Genomic DNA, 22,985 nt, shown 5'->3' on the forward strand with positions numbered 1-22,985 from the left:
GTTCGTATGTTTATTGTTACTAAACTTATTCATATTAAATATGGCTATGAAAATGAAATATTTCATTCGCTTAGACAGCATTATCCATCGTCTGGCACACAAGGTTTTATTAACATAGAATTTTCGCACGTGCATCGTACAGATGCTGGCGCTGAATATATGGTTCGTATGTTATGGAAAACACAACAAGATTATCATGAGTGGCTGCCTCAAAGAAAGAGCGGTGAAACGTGGAAGCACCAAGTGCAAAATTATATCCTTTCTTCAAAATCCAATGCTTCCTATATGAAATAGAAAACCTCTTACTGCCCTCATACAGTAAGAGGTTTCTCCTTATGCATAAACTTTCTTTTCCTGACAATACAAGCGAATAACATGTGTATTTTTTTGAAATAAATCATGTGTTAAGCGAATAATAATAAAGTTTCGTTTTGTATTATCATCATGGACAAAAATCTGTTCCCCCTCCTGAAAACGCCATGCGCTTTCAAAAGTCGTAATATGATCCCCACTTATAGAAAAAAGCTCATATTGCATATCATGTACCCTCTCTCAACTTATATTATCATAATATACTTATATTAAATTTATTATAACTTAATATAAGTATAATTTGTAATTTTTTCTATTTCAAACTATTTTAACTTTGTTACAAACCCCTTTTAGAGCTATAATGATAGACGGATTTTAATTGAAAGGAGTTTCATTTTGACGACATATTTATTCCCAATCAAAACAGCATTTATTTTATTTCCTATTTTAGCAATGTTTCTCTTAATCCCTTTTTTAATATTTAATTATCGAAAATACGGTTACTTAAATAAATGGCGCTCATTTATTTTATACTCTTTATTACTCTATTTATTAAATGCCTATTTTCTTGTTATTCTGCCATTACCACAAACGTATGATACTTGTAGCCTACAACCGGCCAATACACAACATATGCAGCTCTCACCATTTTATTTCGTACAAGAGATTCGTAATCATACATCGGCAATTTTAACGCAACCAACTACTTATTTCTATTTATTAAAAGAATCTGCATTCTTACAAGTAGCTTTTAATGTTCTACTAACCGTTCCATTCGGTATTTACTTACGTTATTATTTCCGACGTAGTTTCCTACAGACAATTTGCATCTCTTTTTGTCTTTCACTATTTTTTGAAATAACACAAGTAACTGGATTATACGGTATATATAATTGTGCATATCGCTTATTCGATATCGACGACCTGTTTTTAAACACATTAGGAGGATTAATTGGTTTTATTATTGCACCAATATTTACTTACTTCCTTCCTAAAGCAAGCGAATTAGATAGTTATATTAATTTGGAAACGAAACCAGTCGGATTCATTCGTCGTCTCATCGCTATGCAAATTGATTGGATTTTCTTATCTATCGTTGTACCTGTCATTAAAAACAAAGGAAACTCTCTCTTTATTTCTAGTATTCAATCTTACACAAATATATACGAACTTATTTTCATTACATGTTCGATCTTTATTTACTTTATTATCATTCCATACTTTACGAACGGAAAAACGATTGGAAAGGCTTTGCTTCGTATTTACATTAAAGGAAAAACGGAGCGTATTACAATGAAAGAACTATTCATTCGTTACGGTATATTCTACTTTGTTTTAGGAGGAATCAATTATATTCTTTCTAGCAGTTCTATTTTAAACCGCACAGAACCTTTAATATTAATGGTTATATTACTATTCCTATTCGTAATTAACGGTCTATTTATTATTCATGTTTTATTGCATGTATTTAGCCGTGATAAATTACTATTTTACGAGCGTATAAGTCATACAAGAAATGCAATTACACTTAAAAAAGCTGACAAATAATTATTTGTCAGCTTTTTTCATAATCGTGAATAACTTTTCTGCATAAGGATTAAAAAACATTCCCGTTTCGTCTAGTGACTTCCTCACCTTTAAAAACGAATGAAATTCTGGATATATATACTGTAATTGTTCATACGTTAATGTATGCATTTTCCCCCAATGTGGGCGCCCTTCATACTTTCGAAAGATTTGCTCCACCTCACCAAAATAAGCGGCATACTTCATACCTTTATACATATGAACAGCAATATATGCTGAATCTCTTCCGTACGCTGGACTGAGCCATATATCATCACCATGCACATAGCGACATTCAATTGGGAAATGCACTTTATACTTTTTCTTTTCAATAAGATTTGAAATCTCTTCGACAGCGGCCCTCATATACTTTGAAGGGACACTATACTCCATTTCATAAAAAGGAACTGTACGCGATGTAGCAAACACTTCATAGCTTGGTCCAATTATTTTTGTATTAGGTACAGCCTTGGCTGATAATTGACTTACTCCTTTACTAATAGAAGGAAACCACTTACACCCTTTAGATAGTAAAGAAAAGATCCTATTCTCAAGTAGTTCCACCTTGAGTTTATGCCACTTCAAATCAGTTCCTTTACTCGTTGTTTCATTTGTAAGTTTCACTTGAACTTCATCTGAATAAGGAAAAACGAAAAATTCAAAATGACGATTTCGTTTATATTCTTCCAGTTTATCCATTACTACAGAAAAAGACTGTTTTTCACTTTTGTAAACAAGTGAGTACGCTGGAATAACTTTCAGTTTAACCTTCACAATGATACCGAGCATTCCAAGTGATAACTGGAACGCTTTCCAATATTCGTAGTTCTCTCCTTCAGAGCAAACAATACTCTCACCTGTAGACAAAACTGCTGTAATTTCTATCACTTGTGTTGATAAACTTCCAAATGTAGCACCGGTCCCATGAGTTCCTGTACTAATTGCCCCTGCAATAGATTGCGAATCAATGTCCCCTAAGTTCTCTTGCCCATAACCTTTCTCCTCAAGTAATTTTCCTAAATCATGTAGTTTTGTTCCCGCCCACACTTCTACTGTCATCTTCTCTGAATCCACATTCGTAATCCCACTCAATTCATCTAAAGAAATTAAAATTTCTTCTGTTTGAACGAGGGGTGTAAAAGAATGTCCTGAACCAACAACCCGGATTTTCTTCCCCTTTTCTTGTGCAAGTCTCACCACTTCTACTACATCTTGTATACTTTCAGGATACATCGTATACTGCGGAGTTCCTTCTATATTACCTGTCCAATTTTTCCATTTTTGTCCCTTTACAGAAAGCATTGGTTATCCCCCCGATATGTTGAATACTCTCCAACAATTTCCCCTTGTTTAATACGATACAAAACAGGAAAGCGCTCACATAATTCCCCAGCCTTACTATGACGAAGCAATATAGTATCTCCTATATACAATTGTTCCTCACCGTTGTAATAAACCGGCGTTTGCACTTCGCCAGCGCCTTCTAACGCTAATAACTTTGCACCATCTGGTTTCCAAACCTCAGGCTCTTTATCCTTACCAACTGCACCTGAAGCAATATACCCTCCACCTAGGCAAGTATAAATATACCGGTCAGGTTTACGTACAACTTGTAAAGCAAATCCAACAGCTGGCTGAAATTTTACTTCTTTATAATAATCAAACAGTTTGGGCGAATAAAAAGCAGAGCCTACAGTAATCTCCGTAACTGAGTTATCTTGCTCGGTTGATTTTATACTTCCGGTTCCTCCTCCATTTACAAACCTTAGTTCAACACCAAGATTTTGTATTTCTTTTACGATATTTCCTCTTCTTTTATTAATTTCTAGTACTGATTTCCTCTTTAAATACGAAATAAGTTTATTTTGAAGCCATTGTTTTGGCATATCATCTCCAACCCCAGCGATTTGAGCTTCATAGCCCATTACACCATCTAAGATTAAATATGGTGATGCCTTCACCTTTTCTACTATTTTTAAAGCATTCTGGACTTCTTTTACCGGAGATCTTCTTACACCAAAATGAAATCGAAAAAAACGACTACTCATATCAATATCTAAACAAACTCGAAAACACCCACTAGACTTCTCAGCAATTTTTTCTAAATAAACAATATGTTCTTCGCAATCCACCATACAAGTAATAATAAAACCTTGCTTTGTAAGTAGACTAATTTCATATAAAGCCCTTTCATTATAAGCAGGATACCCTAGCAATAAATCATTAAATCCTTGTTCAATTAAAAATAAAGCTTCTCTAGGTGAAAAGCACATAATACCTTGAAAACAATCATTTGTAGCTAAAATCTTTTTCATAATTGAAACAGAACGTAATGATTTACTCGCTATACGAATCTTTTTATGACCACTTAACTTAATAATAGATTGAATATTTCTCTCTAAAGCCACTTCATCTAAAAATGCACACGGTAATGGAAGCTCTTTAAAAATACTTCTATCCACATCTTTCTCTCCTCTTCTATATATGTCTTATACATATTGGAAAGAAAGATTGATTTTCCTGTTTTCAAATAAAAAAAGTTTCTTCTTCACGAAGAAACTTTTTTGACTACTTCATAGAAATAGTCGCCTCTACTGGATAATGATCAGGGTAATCATTATACGTATATTTTTGGAACCATGATGTAACAGACCATTCTGGAGACTTTGGCTGCAACACTTTATTTTCTATACGTACTGGATTTGCATGGTCTTTACTAGAAACAATGTAATCTAAATATTCTGCTGGAGCATCTGGGAAATTATACTTTGCAATACTATTTGTCGTTGCATCCCAAGTTGCTGTATGTCCTGTATAAGATGGTACAGACGCATTTAATGTTTTAAACATAGATGCATACTCTGAATTGCTATTATTCTCAGCATTTATTTTATTCACATTCATATCGCCACCAATTAACACATACTCATTATTCGGTATATTTTTATTCTTAATAAACTCTTGAACTTCTTGTAGCTGTTTTGTACGTACAGATGCTGGCGAAGTTTTTCCACACATACTATCTTCAGCTTGTAAATGCGTCCCAATTACATGAACGAAACGATCATTTTTCTTAACTTTTGTGTATACGAATCCTTTATTTGATAAGTTATCTGGCCCGCATCCTTTTTCAAATACATATTGAATCTTTTCAACAATCGGCCATTTACTTACAATAGCTACACCGCCATCTTCAGGGGTCGAAGATGAATAGTTTCCTAACGTTTTATCCCATTCGTTTCCATTACTACGACCTAATACCGCTGTTTGGTTTGGATATTCTTTCTTTAAATTCCCTAACAAACGATCTGAAGCGCTATTATCAAATGCTTCATTTAATATAACAACATCTTGATTTTTCATATAATCCGCTGCCCCAATTAAATCAGCACGCTGGCTTTGTCCCCAGTTCGGATATAAATTCGTTGATAACATGTATACATTATGAGTCATCACTTTTAGTGTATCATTTTGATTTGTAGACATTTCCGCTTGAGCAGAAGATCCGCTATATAAAGCTCCTAGGCCAATTCCAAAGCTAAGTACACCTTTTAGCAACTTACTTTTCACGTTTCATAACCTCCATGTACTGTATATTGATAAAAAGGCCAAATACTCTATTCGGAGATTTGACCTTTTTCAAATACTTAACGATTTACATACGTATCAAACCAAAGCTGAATATATCCAGCAGTTACGCGTTGTGCATCCATTAAGCGCTTACCTGTCATCGGTGTAACTTCAGCGCGCCATTTATCTGCATATTCTTGTGATACAGCTGCTTTCACGAACCAATCTTTCGTATTATCATTTACAATACCAGAGTAATCTTGTTTCGCTACTACTGCCGCTCCATGAATCCAATCTTCAGGGTTCGTACCTTTCCAGTTCCAATATCCATTTCCATCCGTTACTTTATAATTATCTTTTATCGTATCTACAAAGTTTTCATATTTAGAATGGAATCCTTGTGGATACGAAAGATTTGTAAAGTTTGCCGCGTGCATCGGTTGATTTACATCTCCTAAATAATGAAGAGATAACCCTAAATAGAAGAATGCTTGTTTCATATCTTTATTTTTGTATGAATCACCAGCTAATGTAAAATACTTAGCCCCTGTTTCCTTTGCCTGTTTTGCAAATGGAATATACGTTTTCCCATTGTCAGGATCATAGAAGTGTGAAGCAAATGTACTATTATCATAATAAGGATTTTCATAGTCAGCAGCATAAATACCGTTCTCTAACTCCGTACGCCATTCATTTAATAGTGCAACTTGATCTTGTTTTACGAGTGTTGTATTACGAGACATAATATCAATTGCACGGTTTACAATCCATAAATGAGAATTTACACCTTCTTTATGTTTATCTTCAGCAGACCAGCGCGGAATAACTCCAACTCTCTGTCCTCCATCGTTTTCATGAGCAAATGCCACGCTTTGTAATGGCGCTACTAACGTAATAGCTGCTGCTAAAGCAAGAACTTTCTTTTTCATCTGAAATCCTCCATTTTATAATTGAATTATTGTAAGTATTTTGTTAGGATCCTACGATGTCTTCCGGTTAACCTATGACTAGAATATCCCACCTTTCACTAAAATTCTATTAATAAATTAAAATATGCAAATGTTCATATCACTATAACTTTATACATAGTGAATATAATGATTGAATGCACTTACATTGTAATAAAGTATTGTTAAGCTACTGCAAATACACATATAAACTATTGTAAAAAAAGAGTAAAGCAATTACATGCTTTACTCTTTTTTTCTATTCGATAATATACTTGGCAATTGTACATTAACTGCTAATTTATGAATAAACCCAAACACTAGTCCAATCCCGATAAATATGTATATTATCGTAAATACCTTCCCAAAATCAGTTTGAGGACTAAAATTCCCATCACCGACAGTAGTCAACGTCACGACACTAAAATATAAAGCATCAAGAGGACGTAATCCTTCAACCGTGCTATAAAAGATCGTACCAGATATTAAGGTCAAGATTGTTAATACGAATAACACTTGAAATTCTTTATCTTTCCACGCTCGTAAACAGGCTCTTAGCATCCGTTTCAATGTTAAAAAAAACGAAAGCATCCAACTCCCCCTCCCAAACAAAAGTACATTTAGTCAAAGGAAAGTCTATCACCTTTCAGTATAGAAAAAAAGTAGCCCTCTTCTATTTCTAGAAAAGGGCTACTTTTTTCGATTCTCTATTATTTAGGTGAAACAAGAATTTTCACTTGTGTTTTATCTTTTACAAGCGCTTCAAATCCTTCTTCAACAACTTGATCCACTGTAATTTTTTTCGTAATTAATTTCTCTGCTTGAATTTGGCCAGAGCTAATTAATTTAATAACAGATGGGAAAATATGACGATATCCAAGAATACCAATCACTTCTTTTTCTTTTAGCACAAGGTTGTTCGGAGTAATTGTCGCATCTTTTTCCCACACACTAACAATTACAGTTTGACCTTCAAAGCTTGTACTTTCAATTGCTTGACGAAGTACAACTTCAACACCTGTTACTTCAAAGCTAACATTAACACCTAAACCATTTGTTAAGTTACGAATTTCTGCTAGTACATCTTGAGTTGCTGGGTTTAATACGTAATCAGCACCTGCTAATTTAGCTAGCTCTTGACGTTCTTTAGAAAGTTCCACTGCGATAACAGGAGTTGCCCCTGCTGCTTTTGCTGCTTGGATTACAAGAAGCCCGATTGGACCACAACCAAATACCGCTACAGCTTCTCCTTCTTTTAATTTACTTTGACGTACTGCATGAACTGCTACTGCTGCTGGTTCTACAAGTGCACCTTGTTCATACGTCATTTCATCTGGAATATGATGAACCATATCTTCTGGTACTACTGTATATTCAGAGAAACCACCGCCGTCTCCACCAAGACCGTGGAAAACAAGTTGTTCACAAACATTGTAATGTCCATGTTTACAAGCTTCACATTTACCACAAGAATAAATTGGTTCTACAACAACGCGGTCTCCCACTTTATGAGATGTAACTCCTTCACCAATTTCTACTACCTCACCACTAAACTCATGACCTAAAATAACCGGTGCTTTCACATGTGTTAATGGATGTTCTTCTGTTGGAATAAAAATAGGTCCTGCTAAATATTCATGCAAGTCTGTTCCACAAATACCACACCATTTAACTTTAATCTTAACTGCTCCTGGTCTTATAGTTGGTTCTGGTACTTCTTCTACTCGTACATCACGTTGATTATGCCAAAGTAATGCTTTCATTTTATACATCCCTCTCTATGTATATACTTAACATGGTGAAGTTTACAAATCTATTATAATACTTCTATCCATATATTTCAAAAAAACAATCTCATTTCCACTAATTTTTAACAAATAACGTTCAATATTTTGTCACTTTGTACTTTTTTCCACATCTGTTAATTCAATTTCATTGCAGTTGAAATTAGCATTATGCCATAATAGCATAGGAGAGGTGAATATCGCTTGAAATATTTTATTTACTTTATTGTTATCGTAGCGTTTTTAGATACATTTTCACAATTACCTATTATGAGTACTTTCGCTCAAAGTCTTGGAGGAACCCCTCTAATTATCGGGCTAGTTGTCGGTATGTACTCATTCGCTAATATGATTGGTAATATTATTGCTGGAGCTGCTGTCGATAAATTTGGTGCAAAAAAAATACTTTATATAAGCATGGGAATTACGAGTTTCATAGTCTTGTTATACACCGTTGTTCAAAGTGGTGAACAACTATTAGTTGTGCGCTTTATGCACGGTTTTAGTGACGGATTTTTAATTCCTGCTGCCTTTACATTTTTATCAAAACAATCGAATTCAGCAAGGCAGGGAAAAGCTATGGCTCTGTCTGGTGCTGCTGTTGGAACAGCGGCAATCGTAGGACCTGCTTTCAGTGGCATTATGAAAGCAACTGCTGGCATAGAGTGGGTTTTCATTACCATTTCTATTTTAATGGTTCTTGGTACAATCGTATCTCTATTCTTCTTACCAAATAACGTATCAAGGAAAGATACATCAAGAACTCAAATGATGAACAAAGAAGATATGATTGAACTATTAAAATCAGAGCCGTTATTACAAGCATATATTGGTGCTTTTACATTAATGTTTTCGCAAGGAATTGTCACGTATATGCTACCAGTAAAAGTTGAGGCGTTAGCACTTAAAGCATCTACAACAGGCATGATGTTAAGTGTGTTCGGAATTACCGCTATCCTCTTCTTCTTACTTCCAACAAATCGTATTTACGATCGATTTAATCGATCAAAACTAATGCTAATCGGGATTACAGTAATGGCATTAGCATTATCTTTACTCGGATTATTTGCAACAAAAGGTATGCTCTTTATCGTTATGATGATTTATGGAACTGGATTCGCTATTCTCTTCCCATCAATTAATGCCTTACTTGTTGAAAATACGACGGATGATAATCGCGGGAAAGCATTCGGATTGTTTTATGCATTCTTCTCATTAGGAGTTGTTGCTGGCTCCTTTACAGTCGGAGCCATCGGTGCATCACCTAGCGCCAGCTTCATTATCGGGACGGCGTTCTTATTAACATTTGCCGGAATGATTTATGTAAGAAGCAAAGTAAAAAAGACAATGATGGGATAACTCCATCATTGTCTTTTTTTTTAATGCATATTGATATGACCCGTAATATAACGGAAGAGTTGGGATAATGCCAATTAATTTAAATACAAAAGGCAACAATACTTCGACAATTTCCTCGGAAATATTTCCTTTCCCCACATAATTTGATACACTACACATGGATAAACAGTTGTATTACATAAGCTAAAATAATAACTTAATGTACAAATAAAAGCACACTCTTCATATGAAGAGTGTGCTTTTATTTTATTAACGTCTAATCCAAACAGCCCCTGCCGATTTATCCTCTGCTTGTCCAACAACTTGGAATTTAAGTCCAAGGTTTGGAACTTTTCGTCCTGCATCAGCAATTTGTTTGTTACTATACACTTTAGAATCATCAAAAGTTGTAACACCTTGTAACCCAGCATAATTAAACTGCCCGCGTGTTAATGAATTCACATTCCATGCCGGCGTTTGATCAAATGAAAATGCAGCGTCTGCAATTTGCATTCCAGTATTACCGTACGCTGGTTTCCCGTTTAAATTACCAACAAGCGCTTCCGGATGAGAGTCCACAACACCAAGGAACCCTTCACCTGGATGTACCCCAACCCAGTTATCTTTGAAACTATCATCTGCATACCAAACGACAAGACCTGTATTATACACCGGACCTCTTCCCGCTTTTAATCCATTATCTGATCCGGCATAGTTTCTCCACTCTAAATAATAATAATGTGGCTTCTGTTCTGTCCCATCGGAAACAACGAATCCATTTAACTTCATTTTAGACTGTCCTTCTACATCATCTGAAAATACTACTTGTCCATCAACTGTTACATTTACATTATCCATTGCGAAACCTTTATACGTTAAAGCTGGATCTGTAATATAGTCGAATTGTAGTTTAACTTTCTTCCCTTTAAATTGACTCAAATCGTATGATTTATCAATCCATTTGCCATCTGTTGTATCTTTATCTTCTTGGACTACCTTTTCTCCCAATCTATCAATTAATGTTTTCGTTCCATCTTCAGTTACAGCATGTACTTCGATGAAATCACACTCTGCTTCTAGTTCATAATTTGCTTTATAATCAAATTTTGCATTTGTTCCTTTTGTTAAATCGAAGAACGGTGTTTCTAATGTCGTATGAATATCATCGCCTCTCGTACTATAGTATGCATACTTTCCAAATCCAGGTTTAATTGTTTCAATACTCTTACCTGGTAAATTGACACGTACGACACCTGGACGATTTGATTTTGTAACACTTTGATCAATATATGTAGGAACTCCTAGACCACTCTTAATTTTATCGTAATCTACTTCTAAAATTTTTGCCCAGTTGCCACCCATGTTCTTTTGTAAGAAGTCTTTATTTTGTGGTGAAAAACTAGTTGGCTCTGTTCCAGCGATTTTCCCTGTCCAACTACCTCCACTCATTAACGACCAAGCTTCAACAGGTGATCCAGCTCCAGTATACTTCGTATCATACTCATCTGGTAAACCAAGGTCATGTCCGAATTCATGTGCAAACACACCTACTGCACCATCTTCTGGTTCAATTGTGTAATCATGAGCCGCTACTTTTCCACCCCAATAAGGTACTTTAGATGTTGTTCCTTCAATCGCTACTGGATCTCTTGCTAATTTAGAGCGATGTGACCAAATTGCATCATCTCCTAACTTACCACCACCAGCTTCTTGACCAACACCAGCATGAATTACCATTAAATGATCAATTACTCCATCAGGTTCATTTTGATTACCATCGCCATTTGTATCATATCTGTCAAATTGATCAAATTGAGATAAATCTAACCCTTTCTCAGCTGCTGCATTTAAAGCTTCTTTCACTAGATCACGTGCACCCTTTGGTCCTTTATTATCATGCCCACTACTACCATCAGCCCCGTAATCAGCAGCTTTTCCTGGAACAGTTAGCCACTCCGTTACATATCCGTCTGTCGTATAACTACCACCAGACTGCTCTTCATAATATTGTTTAAATGTTTTTACTTTCGAACCATCAAATAATGTGTAAGGCTCATTACCAAATAACATTTTTTGATAATGTTCCCTACTAAAATCTTTCGAGTACATATAACCTGGTGTTTGCTCAATATTATTATGTTTATAATCACTAAACTCAACGAGTAACACTAGCACTTTATCCGTACGAACAGGTCCATTATATGGAACTTGTTTCGCCTTAGAAGTTGGAACTTTCCCATCTAATTGTTTTTTATTTGGCTCTGGCTTTTGCTCTGGGCTAACATTTTTTTCAGCTTTCTTTACCTTTTCCTTTTCTTCCATCTTTTTCTCTTTTACCTTTTTTACGAAATCCGATGCTTCTTTAGCAGCATCATCTGGAAGAATTTCTTTATTTGCCTGATCCCCTTGTTTCTTTTCAATATATTGCTCTACAGCTTTTTTCGTCTCTTCTTTTGATGATGCTGGATTAATTGTTCCTCTTTCTTTCAACGCTTCCGCTAAACGATCTTCTTGAATTAAATTATGATCAATTGGCGTCGTAGACACATTTTCTTTTGCTTTCACTGGCATTTCTGCGTATGCTAGCGGAGCACTCATTACAGCTGTGCATCCGATGATTGTCGCAATTGCTAATGACGACAATACTTTAAATGGTGCTTTTCTTCTCATTTTAACCATCCCCTTATATAAATCTTAAAATTCAGATAAAAATACGTAATCTATCCTCCCTTGTATATAAAAAGGCATAATTCTATAAACGTTAAACCTTCTGTTATAGAATCATGCCCTCCAGTTTTCTGGTCAGACTCTCTATCCTTTTATCCCGCTATTTGCGGGCAGTAAGACTCCCACCTCAAAATTCGGCGAATGCGAGGAAGTTAGGTGGGAGATAACTGCCCGTAAAAGCCCGATTGGTTCAACTAATAATCAGTGGGGGATGGACAAAACCCCCACTGATTAAAGTTTCACTTTATATCGAAATATGAAAAATAAAGAGTGATTTGTATATATTAAATAGCTTATATTAAAAATTTGAAAGATAATATGCAAAATTGCATGAAAATTCTTTTAAATAAAAAAAGAACCCAAGTTATTTAAACTTGGGTTCTCCATTTCTTATTATTGCCCTTGTGTTTTCTCCCAATCAGCTAAGAATTTCTCAATTCCTTGATCTGTTAATGGGTGCTTCACTAATGAAGCAATTACGTTTGCTGGGATTGTTGCAATATGTGCACCATTTAATGCTGCGTCAGTTACGTGAACGCTGTGACGTACAGATGCTGCAATGATTTCTGTTTCAATACCGTGAATTGCAAAGATTTCTGCGATTTGGCGAATTAAGTCCATACCGTTATGACCGATATCATCTAAACGACCTAAGAACGGTGAAACGTATGTCGCACCAGCACGAGCTGCAAGTAATGCTTGAACTGCTGAGAATACTAATGTAACGTTTGTACGAATTCCTAAATCAGAGAATGCTTTTACTGCTTTTAAACCTTCTGTTGTCATTGGAACTTTTACAACAACGTTTGGAGCAATTTTCGCTAATTCTTTTCCTTCTTCGATCATTTTATCAGCTTCTAAGCTAATTACTTCTGCACTTACAGGACCTTCTATAAAGCTGCAAATTTCACGAATACGCTCATGGAAATCTACGCCCTCTTTTGCTACAAGTGATGGATTTGTCGTTACTCCAGCTACTACACCTAATGCATTTGCCTCTTTAATTTCGTTAACGTTTGCTGTATCAATAAAGAATTTCATTTGTTATTCTTCCTTCCTAATTTTCATTTTATATTTATTTATTTTTTCTTAATAAGCTCTAATTCAATCGGAATAAATTTGTCCACCTTTTTCCCTTGTGTTATCTCTTTTGCTGTTTCCATCGCCTTCTCTCCGATTAATTCCGGTTTTTGAGCGACTGTTGCTGCCATGCGTCCATCTTTAACCGCTTTCACAGCATCGTCTGTTGCATCAAATCCAACAACGACTACATCCGTTTTACCAGCAGATTTTAATGCCTCAAGTGCACCTAATGCCATCTCATCGTTATGAGCAAATACTGCTTTTATATTGCTATTTGCTTGCAAAATATTTTCCATAACAGATAATCCTTTTGCACGATCGAAATCAGCTGCTTGTTTTGCTACTACTTTTAAAGACTTATCAGCTACGTTATGGAATCCTTTCCCTCTCTCACGAGCTGCAGACGATCCAGGGATTCCTTCTAACTCAGCGACGTTTGTTCCTTCACCAACTAATTCCCGAATGTAATCACCAGCCATTTGACCACCTTCGACATTGTTGGAAGCAATGTGAGAAACAACTTTACCTGAATTCGCAACTCGGTCTACTGTAATAACAGGAACATTCGCTGCATTGGCTGCACTTACCGCTGAAGCAACGGCATCTGAATCGGTTGGATTAATAACAACTACATCGACACCTTTTTGAATTAAATCTTCAACATCATTTGTTTGCTTCGCTGCATCATTTTGTGCATCAACAGCGATTAATTCAATGCCGCTATCTTTCGCTTTCTTTTCTGCACCTTTTTTCAACGTGACGAAAAATGGATTATTTAAAGTTGAAACAGAAAATCCAACTTTAATAGTTTTATTTCGACCTTTATCGCTAGAATCCTTTGCCCATTCTGGTGGTTCCATTGAACAACCAGCAGTAACTACCATGATGCATGCAACGAGTATCAGTAACCATTTTTTCATGAATTGCCCCTCCATTACGCTTCTTTTCGACGATCAATTAGTACAGCTAGTAAGATTACAAGTCCTTTTACAACTTGTTGGAAGAAAGAAGATACACCTAATAAATTTAAACCGTTATTTAGTACACCAATAATAAGTACACCGATGAATGTACCAACAATCCATCCTCTTCCACCTGAAAGACTCGTTCCTCCTAACACAACTGCTGCAATTGCATCTAATTCGTAAGAAGTACCAGCAGTCGGCTGTGCAGAATCTAGTCTTGATGTTAAGACAATACCTGCAAGCGCTGCCAAAATTCCGGAAAGACCGTAAATCATTACTTTAATTCTCGTAACATTAATACCTGATAAAGCTGCCGCTTCTTCATTTCCACCAATCGCAAACGTACGGCGACCAAACGTTGTTTTCTTTAAAATAAAGTACAGTACTGCAAAAGCGATCATCATTGTAACGGCTGGCACAGGAATACCAAGGAAATAACCACGGCCAAACATTTGGAACATTAAATGATCACCAAGCCCAGTGATCGGACGTCCGTCCATGTAAACAAGCGTCAACCCGCGAAAAATGGTCATTGTTGCTAAAGTTGCAATAAAAGGAGCTACTTTTCCCTTCGCAATAATGATACCGTTTACAATCCCCATTACAAGACCTGCTAATAATCCAACTGCCATTGCAAGGAACGGATCCATGCCACTTGCCATCATTCCGGCAACAAGTGCACTTGATAATGCTAAAATAGAACCTACCGATAAGTCAATACCCCCTGTTAAAATAACGAAGGTCATTCCAAATGCAATGAGTGCATTAATCGATACTTGGCGCAGTATATTAAATAAATTTGGAATTTCAATAAATGCTGGATTTAAAGCTGTAATTACTACGATAATCAACACTAAACCGATTAAAGAACCGAGTTGTTGTAATACATTCCCCTTCTTAGCCATATCTTACTCTCCCCCTGTAGCTAGTGCCATAATAGACTCTTGTGATGCCTGATCTTTCTCTAAAATACCACCGATTTTTCCTTCATGAATGACAAGAACACGATCACTCATTCCTAAAACTTCTGGAAGCTCAGACGATACCATAATAACGGCATCTCCTTGCTCGGTAAGCTTATTCATAATAGAGTAAATTTCTTTTTTAGCCCCAACATCTACACCTCTCGTTGGTTCATCTAAAATGAGTAACTGCGGATGAATACCTAGCCATTTTGCAATTACAATCTTTTGCTGATTTCCACCAGAAAGAGATTTTACAGCTTGCTCTCCGTTTGCTGCTTTCACCTTAAGAAGCTTCATCATATCCTCTGTAAATTGCTGTTCTAAACCTTTATTAACAACGCTTCCCTTTGAAAGACTCTCTAAATTTGGTAAAGCTAAATTTTCACGAATCGAAAAATCTAACACAAGCCCTTCAGATTTTCTATCCTCTGTAATAAAAGCAATTCGTTGCCTAATCGCATCTATTGGGCTATCAATTTTCACTTCTTGTCCATTCATAAAAATTTGTCCTGAATCAAGCGGTTCATATCCAAATATTGCTTTCATAATATCCGTACGGCCAGCTCCCATCAAGCCAGCAACACCAAGGATTTCACCTTTTCTAACTTGAAACGAAACATTTTCAAATTTCCCCTTTTTCGTTCCGTTACGCATTTCAAAAATCACTTCACCAATTTGGCTATTTCGCTCTGGGTAACGTTCACCAATACTGCGGCCTACCATCATGCTAACTACTTCATCAAATGACGTTTCTGGAATTAATCTCTTCCCTACATATTCTCCATCACGCAAAATCGTAATGGCATCACATATTGAAAAAATTTCTTCCATTCGGTGTGAGATATAAACGAATGAAACGCCCTCTTTACGTAATTTATTAATAACAGTAAACAGCGTTTCAATTTCGCGATCTGTTAATGCAGCTGTAGGTTCATCCATAATAATAACGCTTGCATTTGTCATTAATGCTTTAGCAATTTCAATAATTTGCTGTTGTCCAACTGATAATTCACCTGCTAGCATAGCGCCTCTCACATGTAGACCAAGATCTGCTAATTGCTGCTGGGCAATCGCATTCATTTGACGCGTACGTAATATTCCTGTTCTCCCATACATTAACTCTTTTCCAAGAAACATATTTTCAGCTACCGTCAAGTTCGGTAATATATTCAACTCTTGATGGATAAATGCAATACCGTACTCTTCTGCTTCTTTTGCATTTTTAAAAGTTCGTTCTTTCCCATCAATCGTGACGGTTCCACTGTCTTTTTTATATACACCTGTTAAAATCTTCATGAGCGTCGATTTCCCCGCTCCGTTTTCCCCCATCAATGCATGGACTTCTCCTGTTTCAATCATAAACTGTGCGTTTTTTAAAACAGGATTACCATTGAACGCTTTTGAAATATTTTTCATTTCAATATGCATTCTCATCACATCCCTTTATTAAAAAATCACGCCTGCATGTAAAATAACATTCGCATAAGGCGTTGCTTCTCCTGTACGAATAATCGCCTTCGCTCTCTTTGTATGCTCTTTAAATTCCTTATGAGACACATATTCAAATGCTGGCTCTGTTAATCGCATTTCAACTTCTTTATTTACCTCTGCATTATTCATAATGACTTCTTCTGCTAACGTCACTTTTTCAATTGCCATATCATCAGCAACAACTTGTAATACGTCTAAAAAGCTAGGCTTTCCAATTTCGACTGCTAAATCAATTCGTTTTACTCCATCTGGAATAGGTAACCCACAATCAGCAATTACAATCGTATCTGTATGCCCAAGTGTAGCAAGGACTGCCGCGATTTCACTATTTAATACACCATGCTTTTTCATCCGACAATCACCTGCACTTCACGTACTCTAGCTCTCGTTGGCATACCGCCCTGTGCCCCAAGTTTCGTTACAGAAAGACCACCTGCAATATTTGCAAAACGAATAGCCTTTTGAAGTGTTTCTCCTTCAGAAAGCGCAACCGCTAGCGCACCGTTAAATGTATCACCAGCTCCAGTCGTATCTACTACATCCACAGCAATACTTGGAACTTGAACAACTTCCGTTCCGTTATGGAATCGAACACCGTTAGACCCTTCAGTCATCAATAGCTTATTTGGATATTTCGCAAGTAACTCTTCAATTGGTGATGTGAAATCATTTAATACGATGCGACATTCATGTTCATTCGGCGTAATATAAGTTGCTTTTTCTAAAATATCTTCTGATAAAACTTGTGCTGGAGCCGGATTCAACATAACTGGAATTTTATGCTCCTCACAAATAGCCAGAACGTATTTTACTGTTTCAAGTGGAATCTCTAGTTGAAGAACAACCATATCAGCTTTGACAAGAAGGTCTTTTGAACGATCTACAATTGACTCATCTACAAGAGCATTTGCTCCTTGTACGACCACAATACTGTTATCCTCTTCTGCTAAAACGATATGAGCGATTCCTGTCGTTCTATCTGTAACCGGTACCACATAGTCGATAAAAACTCGTTCGTTCTCTAAATTTTTTCTAACTACTGTTCCGTAATCATCATTTCCTACTGCACCAACCATTGCTACATTTGCTCCTAATCTAGCTGCAGCAACTGCTTGGTTAGCCCCTTTTCCTCCTGGGATAGTATGAAACGCTTCACCAATTACTGTTTCTCCTGCTTTCGGACGTATTTTTGAAACAGCCACTAAGTCCATTGAGATACTACCTACTACTGCAATATTTGGCATTTGTTTCATCTCCTTACTTTGTTGTATTTCGTTCTATAATTCCAATCGGTAAACGATAGTGTTTCTCTTCTAACGCATTTCCTTCCATCTGCTCTAACAACAACTCTGTTGCCATTTTCCCCATTTCATAAATTGGTTGGGCAACAGTCGTAATAGATGGATACATCATTTCTGTTAAAGAAATCCCATCGAATCCGATAATTTGTAAATCGTCTGGAATAGAAATCCCCTTTTGAAGTGCAGCCTTTACGATACCAATTGCAATTAAATCATTCCCAGCAACAATTCCATCAATATGCGGATATTCTTCTAATAATTCCATCGCTACCCGTTCACTATTAGCTGGATCGAATGTACTCTCTGCAATCATATAAGAAAGATTATTTTGCGTAATAACGTCTACAAAACCTTCAAAACGTTCATTAGCTGTACTCACATCGCGTGGTCCGCGAATATGTGCAATATGTTTACATCCTTTATCTATTAATAACTTTGTCGCAGCCTGACTCCCTGCGTAGTTGTCTGCATATACAGTAGGAATGCGCTCATTAAACATACGGTCAATTGCAACGACTGGAACAGACAAATTCATGTAATTAACACTATTTTGCGGATTCGTTGCTACAATAAACCCATCCACATTATTTTGTCTAAGTACATCGATATATTGTTTCTCTTTTTCTAAACTTTCATCAGAATTACAAAGGACAACTGTGTAACCTTGCTTATGTGCTACATCTTCTACGGCACGTGCAACTTCTGGAAAGAATGGATTCACGATATTTGGAACAACTAGGCCAATTAAACGAGATTTTTTATTATATAAAGAACGTGCTACTGTACTAGGCTTATAATCTAGCATTTCAATTGCTCGCTCTACTTTCTTTAATGTATCCTCATGAACATATCCATTTTTATTTAACACTCTGGAAACGGTCGCAACAGATACCCCTGCCAATTTTGCAACGTCTTTAATCGTACTCATTCTCTTTTCTCCTCATTTCATGTAACCGTTTACAGAAAATAATATAACGTATTTATAAAAATACGTCAATCATTTCTCACTAAAAAGCTTTTAAGGTTATACTCAAAAAAGCACCGCCATAAGGCGATGCTTTTTCATTACGAATATGATGCAGTTCGTTCTTTCTCTTCTACAGCAGGCTCTTCAGCACCTTTTTTACGATCAGACAGTTTAATCTTCTGTAAGAAAATCGTGAAGATGGCACCTACTACGATAAATACTAATCCTGTTAAGAATACAGTATGAAGTGAGTCTACTAAAGAACTTTTCAAAATTGGTACGATGCTATTAGAAAATGCTTCTGGCATTTGTTTTAATGCTTCTGGATTAAAGAGCATCGAATATAAGCCTTGTGGGTCTGTATGAATCATATCTTTAAATTTTGTTACCATTTGTCCCGCTTCTTTAGGGAACGTATCTAATACAGGTACTAATTTATTTGTTAATGTTGTACCTGAAGTGTTATTCATAATTGATCCTAAAATTGTAATACCGAATGTCCCCCCGATTTGACGGAAGAACTGACTTGATGATGTTACTACACCAAGATCTTTTTTCGGGAAGCTTTCTTGTAACGCCAATGTCAGTGTTGGCATAACAAGACCCATTCCTAAACCGATAACCATCATATAAGAAGTAGCGGTAAGCTTAGTTGTGTGCATATCCATCGTTGTTAATAACCAGAATCCACCAGCCATAACAAGCATTCCTGTAATAATTTGTGGTTTCACACCAACTTTTAATACAAGTTGACCACCGATAATACTCATAACGATCATTGTAATCATCATCGGTGTCATAATAGTTCCTGATTCAGCAGCACTAACGCCTACAATTCCTTGCATGAAGAACGGTACGAACATAATAGCGCCAAACATTCCGATACTCATAAAGAATCCAATCGCATTCAATATTGTAAATGTGCGATTTTTAAAGAAATGCATCGGTAAAATTGGTTCTTCTGCTTTTGTTTCAACGATAACAAAGCTAACGATACCAATTAGAGCTAATGCAAATAACCCGATAATTTGCCAAGAATCCCATGCGTAATCTTTCCCGCCAAACGTTAACGCAAGTAATAAACTTACAACACCGAGAATCATCGTAAAGATTCCAGCGATATCAATTTTAATTGGTCCCGTTTGTTTATGTGATTTTAATCCCATTGCGATAAAGATTGTCGCTAAAATACCAACCGGTAAGTTAATGTAGAACACCCATCTCCAGTTCACTGCGTCTACAATCCAACCACCAACTTGTGGTCCAATTACAGAAGCAAGGCCGTATAGAGCTCCAAAAATACCTTGCCATTTAGCACGTTCTTTTCCCGTGAACATATCTCCGATAATAATCATAGCCATTGGCATCATAATACCGCCACCAAGACCTTGAATACCACGGAAAATAATTAATTCTGTCATACCATTTGCCATACCACATAACGCTGAACCAATCATGAAAATAACTAGCCCTGTTATATATACGTTACGACGCCCAAGTAAGTCCGCTAATTTACCTGCAATTGGTACGACTGTCGTTGATGTTAACATATAAGCTGTTGTTAGCCATGTCATTAAGCTTAATCCGCCAAGTTCACCAACGATACGCGGCATTGCTGTACCAACGATTGTTCCGTCTAACGCAGCAAATAGCATCGCGATTACTAAACCGATTAACAACAACTTTCTATTTTGATTTTCTTGTTGCTCCATGTAATCTCCTCAATTCCTCTTAGTTTTTCTCTTTTTTCTCTCGTGACCCGCAAATAATTGTTTCTAGCTTTTCAAAGAGGCGTAACAAATCTTCTCGTTCTTGCAATTCTAATTGTGAGAAGTACTTTGCGATATGCTCATTACGAGCCGCCATAGCCTCTTCTACTGTAGCTTTCCCCTTTTTCGTTAGCTCAATGACAACAACGCGGCGATCATTATTGTCGTGATAGCGCTCTACTAAACCATGATCAATTAAACGATCAATCATTACTGTAATCGCGCTTGGCTTTACGTACATTTTCTCCGCTAATTGTGTCGCTCTTGAGGCTCCGTAATGATCTAAAATCTTCAAGATATAAAACTGTGGTGGTGTAAGTCCTGATGCTTGCATTTGTTCCAGTAGCTCTGTTTGCATTTTCTTTCCTATAGCAAATGTAAGAGCTTGAATTTTATCAATATGAGTCATATCATTTGGCATGTTATCCACCTCTTATTTAAACAATAAAATATTTAACGTATTTAAATATTAATCCCGCAAACAAAATCCGTCAACACCTTTATTCATAAAAACGTTTACAATTTTGTCACAAAGTTGTATAATTTTTGTCGAAGTTAATATTGACAGTCACGGAGAATCAGAGTATACGGCTATGAATCATAAAAAAGGAAACTTTTTTATATTTCATGGCCTTTTTATATTCTCACTGTCTTAAAACACTTCCAATTAATCAGAGGAGGATTTTCAGTTTATGTTTTTAACACAATTATTTAAACCTGCCCCCCATGCAGAGCGCCTACCAGCTGATCGCATTGACAGCGAATACCGCAAGCTTCGCTTACAAGTATTTCTAGGCATCTTCATAGGTTATGCAGGTTATTACTTTGTTCGAAAGAATTTTTCACTGGCAATGCCATATCTTATCGAGCAAGGTTTTAGTAAAGGAGAACTCGGTGTTATCCTTTCAGCGGTATCTATCTCTTACGGATTAAGTAAATTTCTTATGGGTATCGTATCCGATCGTTGTAACCCTCGCTATTTCTTAGCAGCTGGGCTATTTTTATCAGGTATCATTAATATTATTTTTGGTTCATTTTCTTTCATTACAACGAGTATTATGCTCATGTTTGTACTTCAGTTTTTAAATGGATGGGTACAAGGTATGGGGTGGCCTCCTTGTGGACGTACGATGGTTCACTGGTTCTCTATTAGTGAACGCGGTACAAAAATGTCTATTTGGAACGTCGCTCATAATGTCGGCGGCGCACTTATGCCTTCTCTCGTTACATTAGGCTTATATTTCTTTGCAAATGACTGGAAAAGTATATTTTACTTCCCAGGTATTCTTTCAATTTTAGTTGGGATTTATGTATTAATTACGATGAGAGATACACCCCAATCTTGCGGATTACCTTCTATTGAGGAACATACTGGGGAATATCCATCAGATGAAAAAGTAAAAGATCGCGAACGCGAACTTTCGGTAAAGGAAATTTTATTTACATACGTATTAAATAATAAATTTTTATGGTACATCGCTATCGCTAACGTTTTTGTTTATTTTGTTCGTTACGGTGTTGTAGACTGGGCTCCTACTTATTTAGTAGAGGAAAAAAGCTTTACTCATAGTAGCTCACGTACAGCTTACGCTCTATATGAATGGGCTGGTATTCCAGGTACACTTCTTTGCGGATGGATGAGTGATAAACTATTTAAAGGGCGCCGCGCACCCGCTGGTATTTTATTTATGGTCGGTGTATTCATTGCCGTTCTCGTTTACTGGCTAAACCCTGCTGGTCACCCAATCATTGATAGTATCGCACTTGTTTCCATTGGATTTTTAATTTACGGACCTGTTATGCTAATTGGCCTACACGCTCTTGACTTAGCACCAAAGAAAGCTGCTGGAACTGCCGCTGGTTTAACTGGCTTCTTCGGTTACCTAGGCGGAGCTACTTTTGCTAGTGCAGCTATGGGCTTTATTGTAGATGCATTCGGATGGGATGGCGGCTTCATTTTGCTACTTGCTTCTTGTGTGCTTGCAATGTTCTTCCTTGCTCTTACTCTAAATACAGGATCTGCAAAATCAAAACAAGCTTAAACATCAATATTATACTTACAAAAAAAAGAGAGACCGTTCCTTCCAGAACTCCTCTCTTTTTTCTACATATACTACTTTTTTCTTACAAAAGATTTATTCTCCTCCCTTTTGCATGTTAGCGCTTTCAAAACACTTCAACTCCTTATATAACAGCATTC

The 22,985-nt window shown here is 36.4% G+C and carries 21 protein-coding genes; 4 read left to right on the forward strand and 17 right to left on the reverse strand.

The genetic code is table 11. From position 1 onward, the window contains the following. Positions 1-6 precede the first annotated feature (6 nt). A complete protein-coding gene (locus tag ACTFQM_RS21630; RefSeq protein WP_002174895.1) occupies positions 7-294 on the forward strand; it encodes a hypothetical protein in 288 nt (95 codons plus the stop codon). A 39-nt stretch (positions 295-333) separates the two neighbouring features. Here the strand turns inward: ACTFQM_RS21630 and ACTFQM_RS21635 are convergent, their stop codons facing one another. After that, positions 334-537, reverse strand: a complete 204-nt coding sequence (locus ACTFQM_RS21635) for a hypothetical protein (RefSeq protein ID WP_002174894.1) — start codon at positions 535-537, stop codon at positions 334-336. Positions 538-708: 171 nt separating this feature from the next. On the opposite strand from ACTFQM_RS21635, the gene ACTFQM_RS21640 reads away from it, so the two are divergent. Then, a complete protein-coding gene (locus ACTFQM_RS21640; RefSeq protein WP_440036210.1) occupies positions 709-1,860 on the forward strand; it encodes a VanZ family protein in 1,152 nt (383 codons plus the stop codon). On the opposite strand, the gene ACTFQM_RS21645 is transcribed toward ACTFQM_RS21640, so the two are convergent. The 6 genes from ACTFQM_RS21645 to bdhA form a co-directional block, all read right to left on the reverse strand. Next, positions 1,861-3,180 (reverse strand): D-arabinono-1,4-lactone oxidase, encoded by a 1,320-nt coding sequence (locus ACTFQM_RS21645; protein ID WP_440036212.1) that lies wholly within the window; start codon positions 3,178-3,180, stop codon positions 1,861-1,863. It abuts the gene before it with no gap. Further along, entirely contained in the window at positions 3,168-4,340 is a 1,173-nt protein-coding gene (locus ACTFQM_RS21650) for an amino acid deaminase/aldolase (protein WP_440036213.1), read from the reverse strand. The genes ACTFQM_RS21645 and ACTFQM_RS21650 overlap by 13 nt, the downstream gene beginning before the upstream one ends. A 106-nt stretch (positions 4,341-4,446) precedes the next feature. Continuing rightward, on the reverse strand, positions 4,447-5,448 hold the full coding sequence (gene sph / locus ACTFQM_RS21655; RefSeq protein ID WP_440036215.1) for a sphingomyelin phosphodiesterase: 1,002 nt from the start codon (positions 5,446-5,448) through the stop codon (positions 4,447-4,449). A 77-nt stretch (positions 5,449-5,525) separates the two neighbouring features. Continuing rightward, positions 5,526-6,377 (reverse strand): phospholipase CerA, encoded by an 852-nt coding sequence (gene cerA, locus ACTFQM_RS21660; protein ID WP_440036216.1) that lies wholly within the window; start codon positions 6,375-6,377, stop codon positions 5,526-5,528. Between the two features lie 264 nt (positions 6,378-6,641). Next, positions 6,642-6,986 carry a potassium channel family protein gene (locus tag ACTFQM_RS21665; protein ID WP_440036218.1) on the reverse strand — a complete coding sequence of 115 codons (345 nt, stop codon included), beginning with the start codon at positions 6,984-6,986 and terminating at the stop codon, positions 6,642-6,644. A gap of 119 nt (positions 6,987-7,105) precedes the next feature. After that, on the reverse strand, positions 7,106-8,158 hold the full coding sequence (bdhA, locus tag ACTFQM_RS21670) for a (R,R)-butanediol dehydrogenase (RefSeq protein WP_327907817.1): 1,053 nt from the start codon (positions 8,156-8,158) through the stop codon (positions 7,106-7,108). A 225-nt stretch (positions 8,159-8,383) separates the two neighbouring features. On the opposite strand from bdhA, the gene ACTFQM_RS21675 reads away from it, so the two are divergent. Beyond that, on the forward strand, positions 8,384-9,538 hold the full coding sequence (locus ACTFQM_RS21675) for an MFS transporter (protein ID WP_440036219.1): 1,155 nt from the start codon (positions 8,384-8,386) through the stop codon (positions 9,536-9,538). Between the two features lie 249 nt (positions 9,539-9,787). Here the strand turns inward: ACTFQM_RS21675 and inhA2 are convergent, their stop codons facing one another. From inhA2 to ACTFQM_RS21725, 10 genes are all read right to left on the reverse strand, one after another. Further along, positions 9,788-12,187, reverse strand: a complete 2,400-nt coding sequence (gene inhA2, locus ACTFQM_RS21680; RefSeq protein ID WP_440036220.1) for a M6 family metalloprotease immune inhibitor InhA2 — start codon at positions 12,185-12,187, stop codon at positions 9,788-9,790. Positions 12,188-12,637: 450 nt separating this feature from the next. Continuing rightward, on the reverse strand, positions 12,638-13,285 hold the full coding sequence (gene fsa / locus ACTFQM_RS21685) for a fructose-6-phosphate aldolase (protein WP_025149827.1): 648 nt from the start codon (positions 13,283-13,285) through the stop codon (positions 12,638-12,640). A gap of 38 nt (positions 13,286-13,323) precedes the next feature. Then, complete coding sequence (gene rbsB / locus ACTFQM_RS21690) at positions 13,324-14,247, reverse strand: ribose ABC transporter substrate-binding protein RbsB (protein ID WP_440036222.1); 924 nt, start codon at positions 14,245-14,247, stop codon at positions 13,324-13,326. Positions 14,248-14,261: 14 nt separating this feature from the next. Next, a complete protein-coding gene (locus tag ACTFQM_RS21695; protein WP_001074641.1) occupies positions 14,262-15,197 on the reverse strand; it encodes an ABC transporter permease subunit in 936 nt (311 codons plus the stop codon). Positions 15,198-15,200: 3 nt separating this feature from the next. After that, positions 15,201-16,685 carry a ribose ABC transporter ATP-binding protein RbsA gene (gene rbsA / locus ACTFQM_RS21700; protein WP_440036223.1) on the reverse strand — a complete coding sequence of 495 codons (1,485 nt, stop codon included), beginning with the start codon at positions 16,683-16,685 and terminating at the stop codon, positions 15,201-15,203. Between the two features lie 18 nt (positions 16,686-16,703). Beyond that, the gene (rbsD, locus tag ACTFQM_RS21705; protein WP_098306293.1) at positions 16,704-17,099 is read right to left on the reverse strand and encodes a D-ribose pyranase; all 396 of its coding nucleotides are present in this window, start codon (positions 17,097-17,099) and stop codon (positions 16,704-16,706) included. Next, positions 17,096-17,992 carry a ribokinase gene (rbsK, locus tag ACTFQM_RS21710; protein ID WP_440036225.1) on the reverse strand — a complete coding sequence of 299 codons (897 nt, stop codon included), beginning with the start codon at positions 17,990-17,992 and terminating at the stop codon, positions 17,096-17,098. The genes rbsD and rbsK overlap by 4 nt, the downstream gene beginning before the upstream one ends. 13 nt (positions 17,993-18,005) lie before the next feature. Next, the gene (rbsR, locus tag ACTFQM_RS21715) at positions 18,006-18,977 is read right to left on the reverse strand and encodes a ribose operon transcriptional repressor RbsR (protein WP_440036226.1); all 972 of its coding nucleotides are present in this window, start codon (positions 18,975-18,977) and stop codon (positions 18,006-18,008) included. Positions 18,978-19,114: 137 nt separating this feature from the next. Then, on the reverse strand, positions 19,115-20,728 hold the full coding sequence (locus ACTFQM_RS21720; protein ID WP_440036228.1) for an MDR family MFS transporter: 1,614 nt from the start codon (positions 20,726-20,728) through the stop codon (positions 19,115-19,117). A gap of 19 nt (positions 20,729-20,747) precedes the next feature. Continuing rightward, the gene (locus ACTFQM_RS21725) at positions 20,748-21,206 is read right to left on the reverse strand and encodes a MarR family winged helix-turn-helix transcriptional regulator (RefSeq protein ID WP_440036229.1); all 459 of its coding nucleotides are present in this window, start codon (positions 21,204-21,206) and stop codon (positions 20,748-20,750) included. Positions 21,207-21,477: 271 nt separating this feature from the next. On the opposite strand from ACTFQM_RS21725, the gene glpT reads away from it, so the two are divergent. Beyond that, positions 21,478-22,827 (forward strand): glycerol-3-phosphate transporter, encoded by a 1,350-nt coding sequence (gene glpT, locus ACTFQM_RS21730; protein ID WP_098473969.1) that lies wholly within the window; start codon positions 21,478-21,480, stop codon positions 22,825-22,827. Positions 22,828-22,985: the final 158 nt, after the last annotated feature.

It is taken from the genome of Bacillus cereus group sp. MYBK30-2 (assembly GCF_051915945.1).
Taxonomy (GTDB): Bacteria; Bacillota; Bacilli; order Bacillales; family Bacillaceae_G; genus Bacillus_A; species Bacillus_A paramycoides.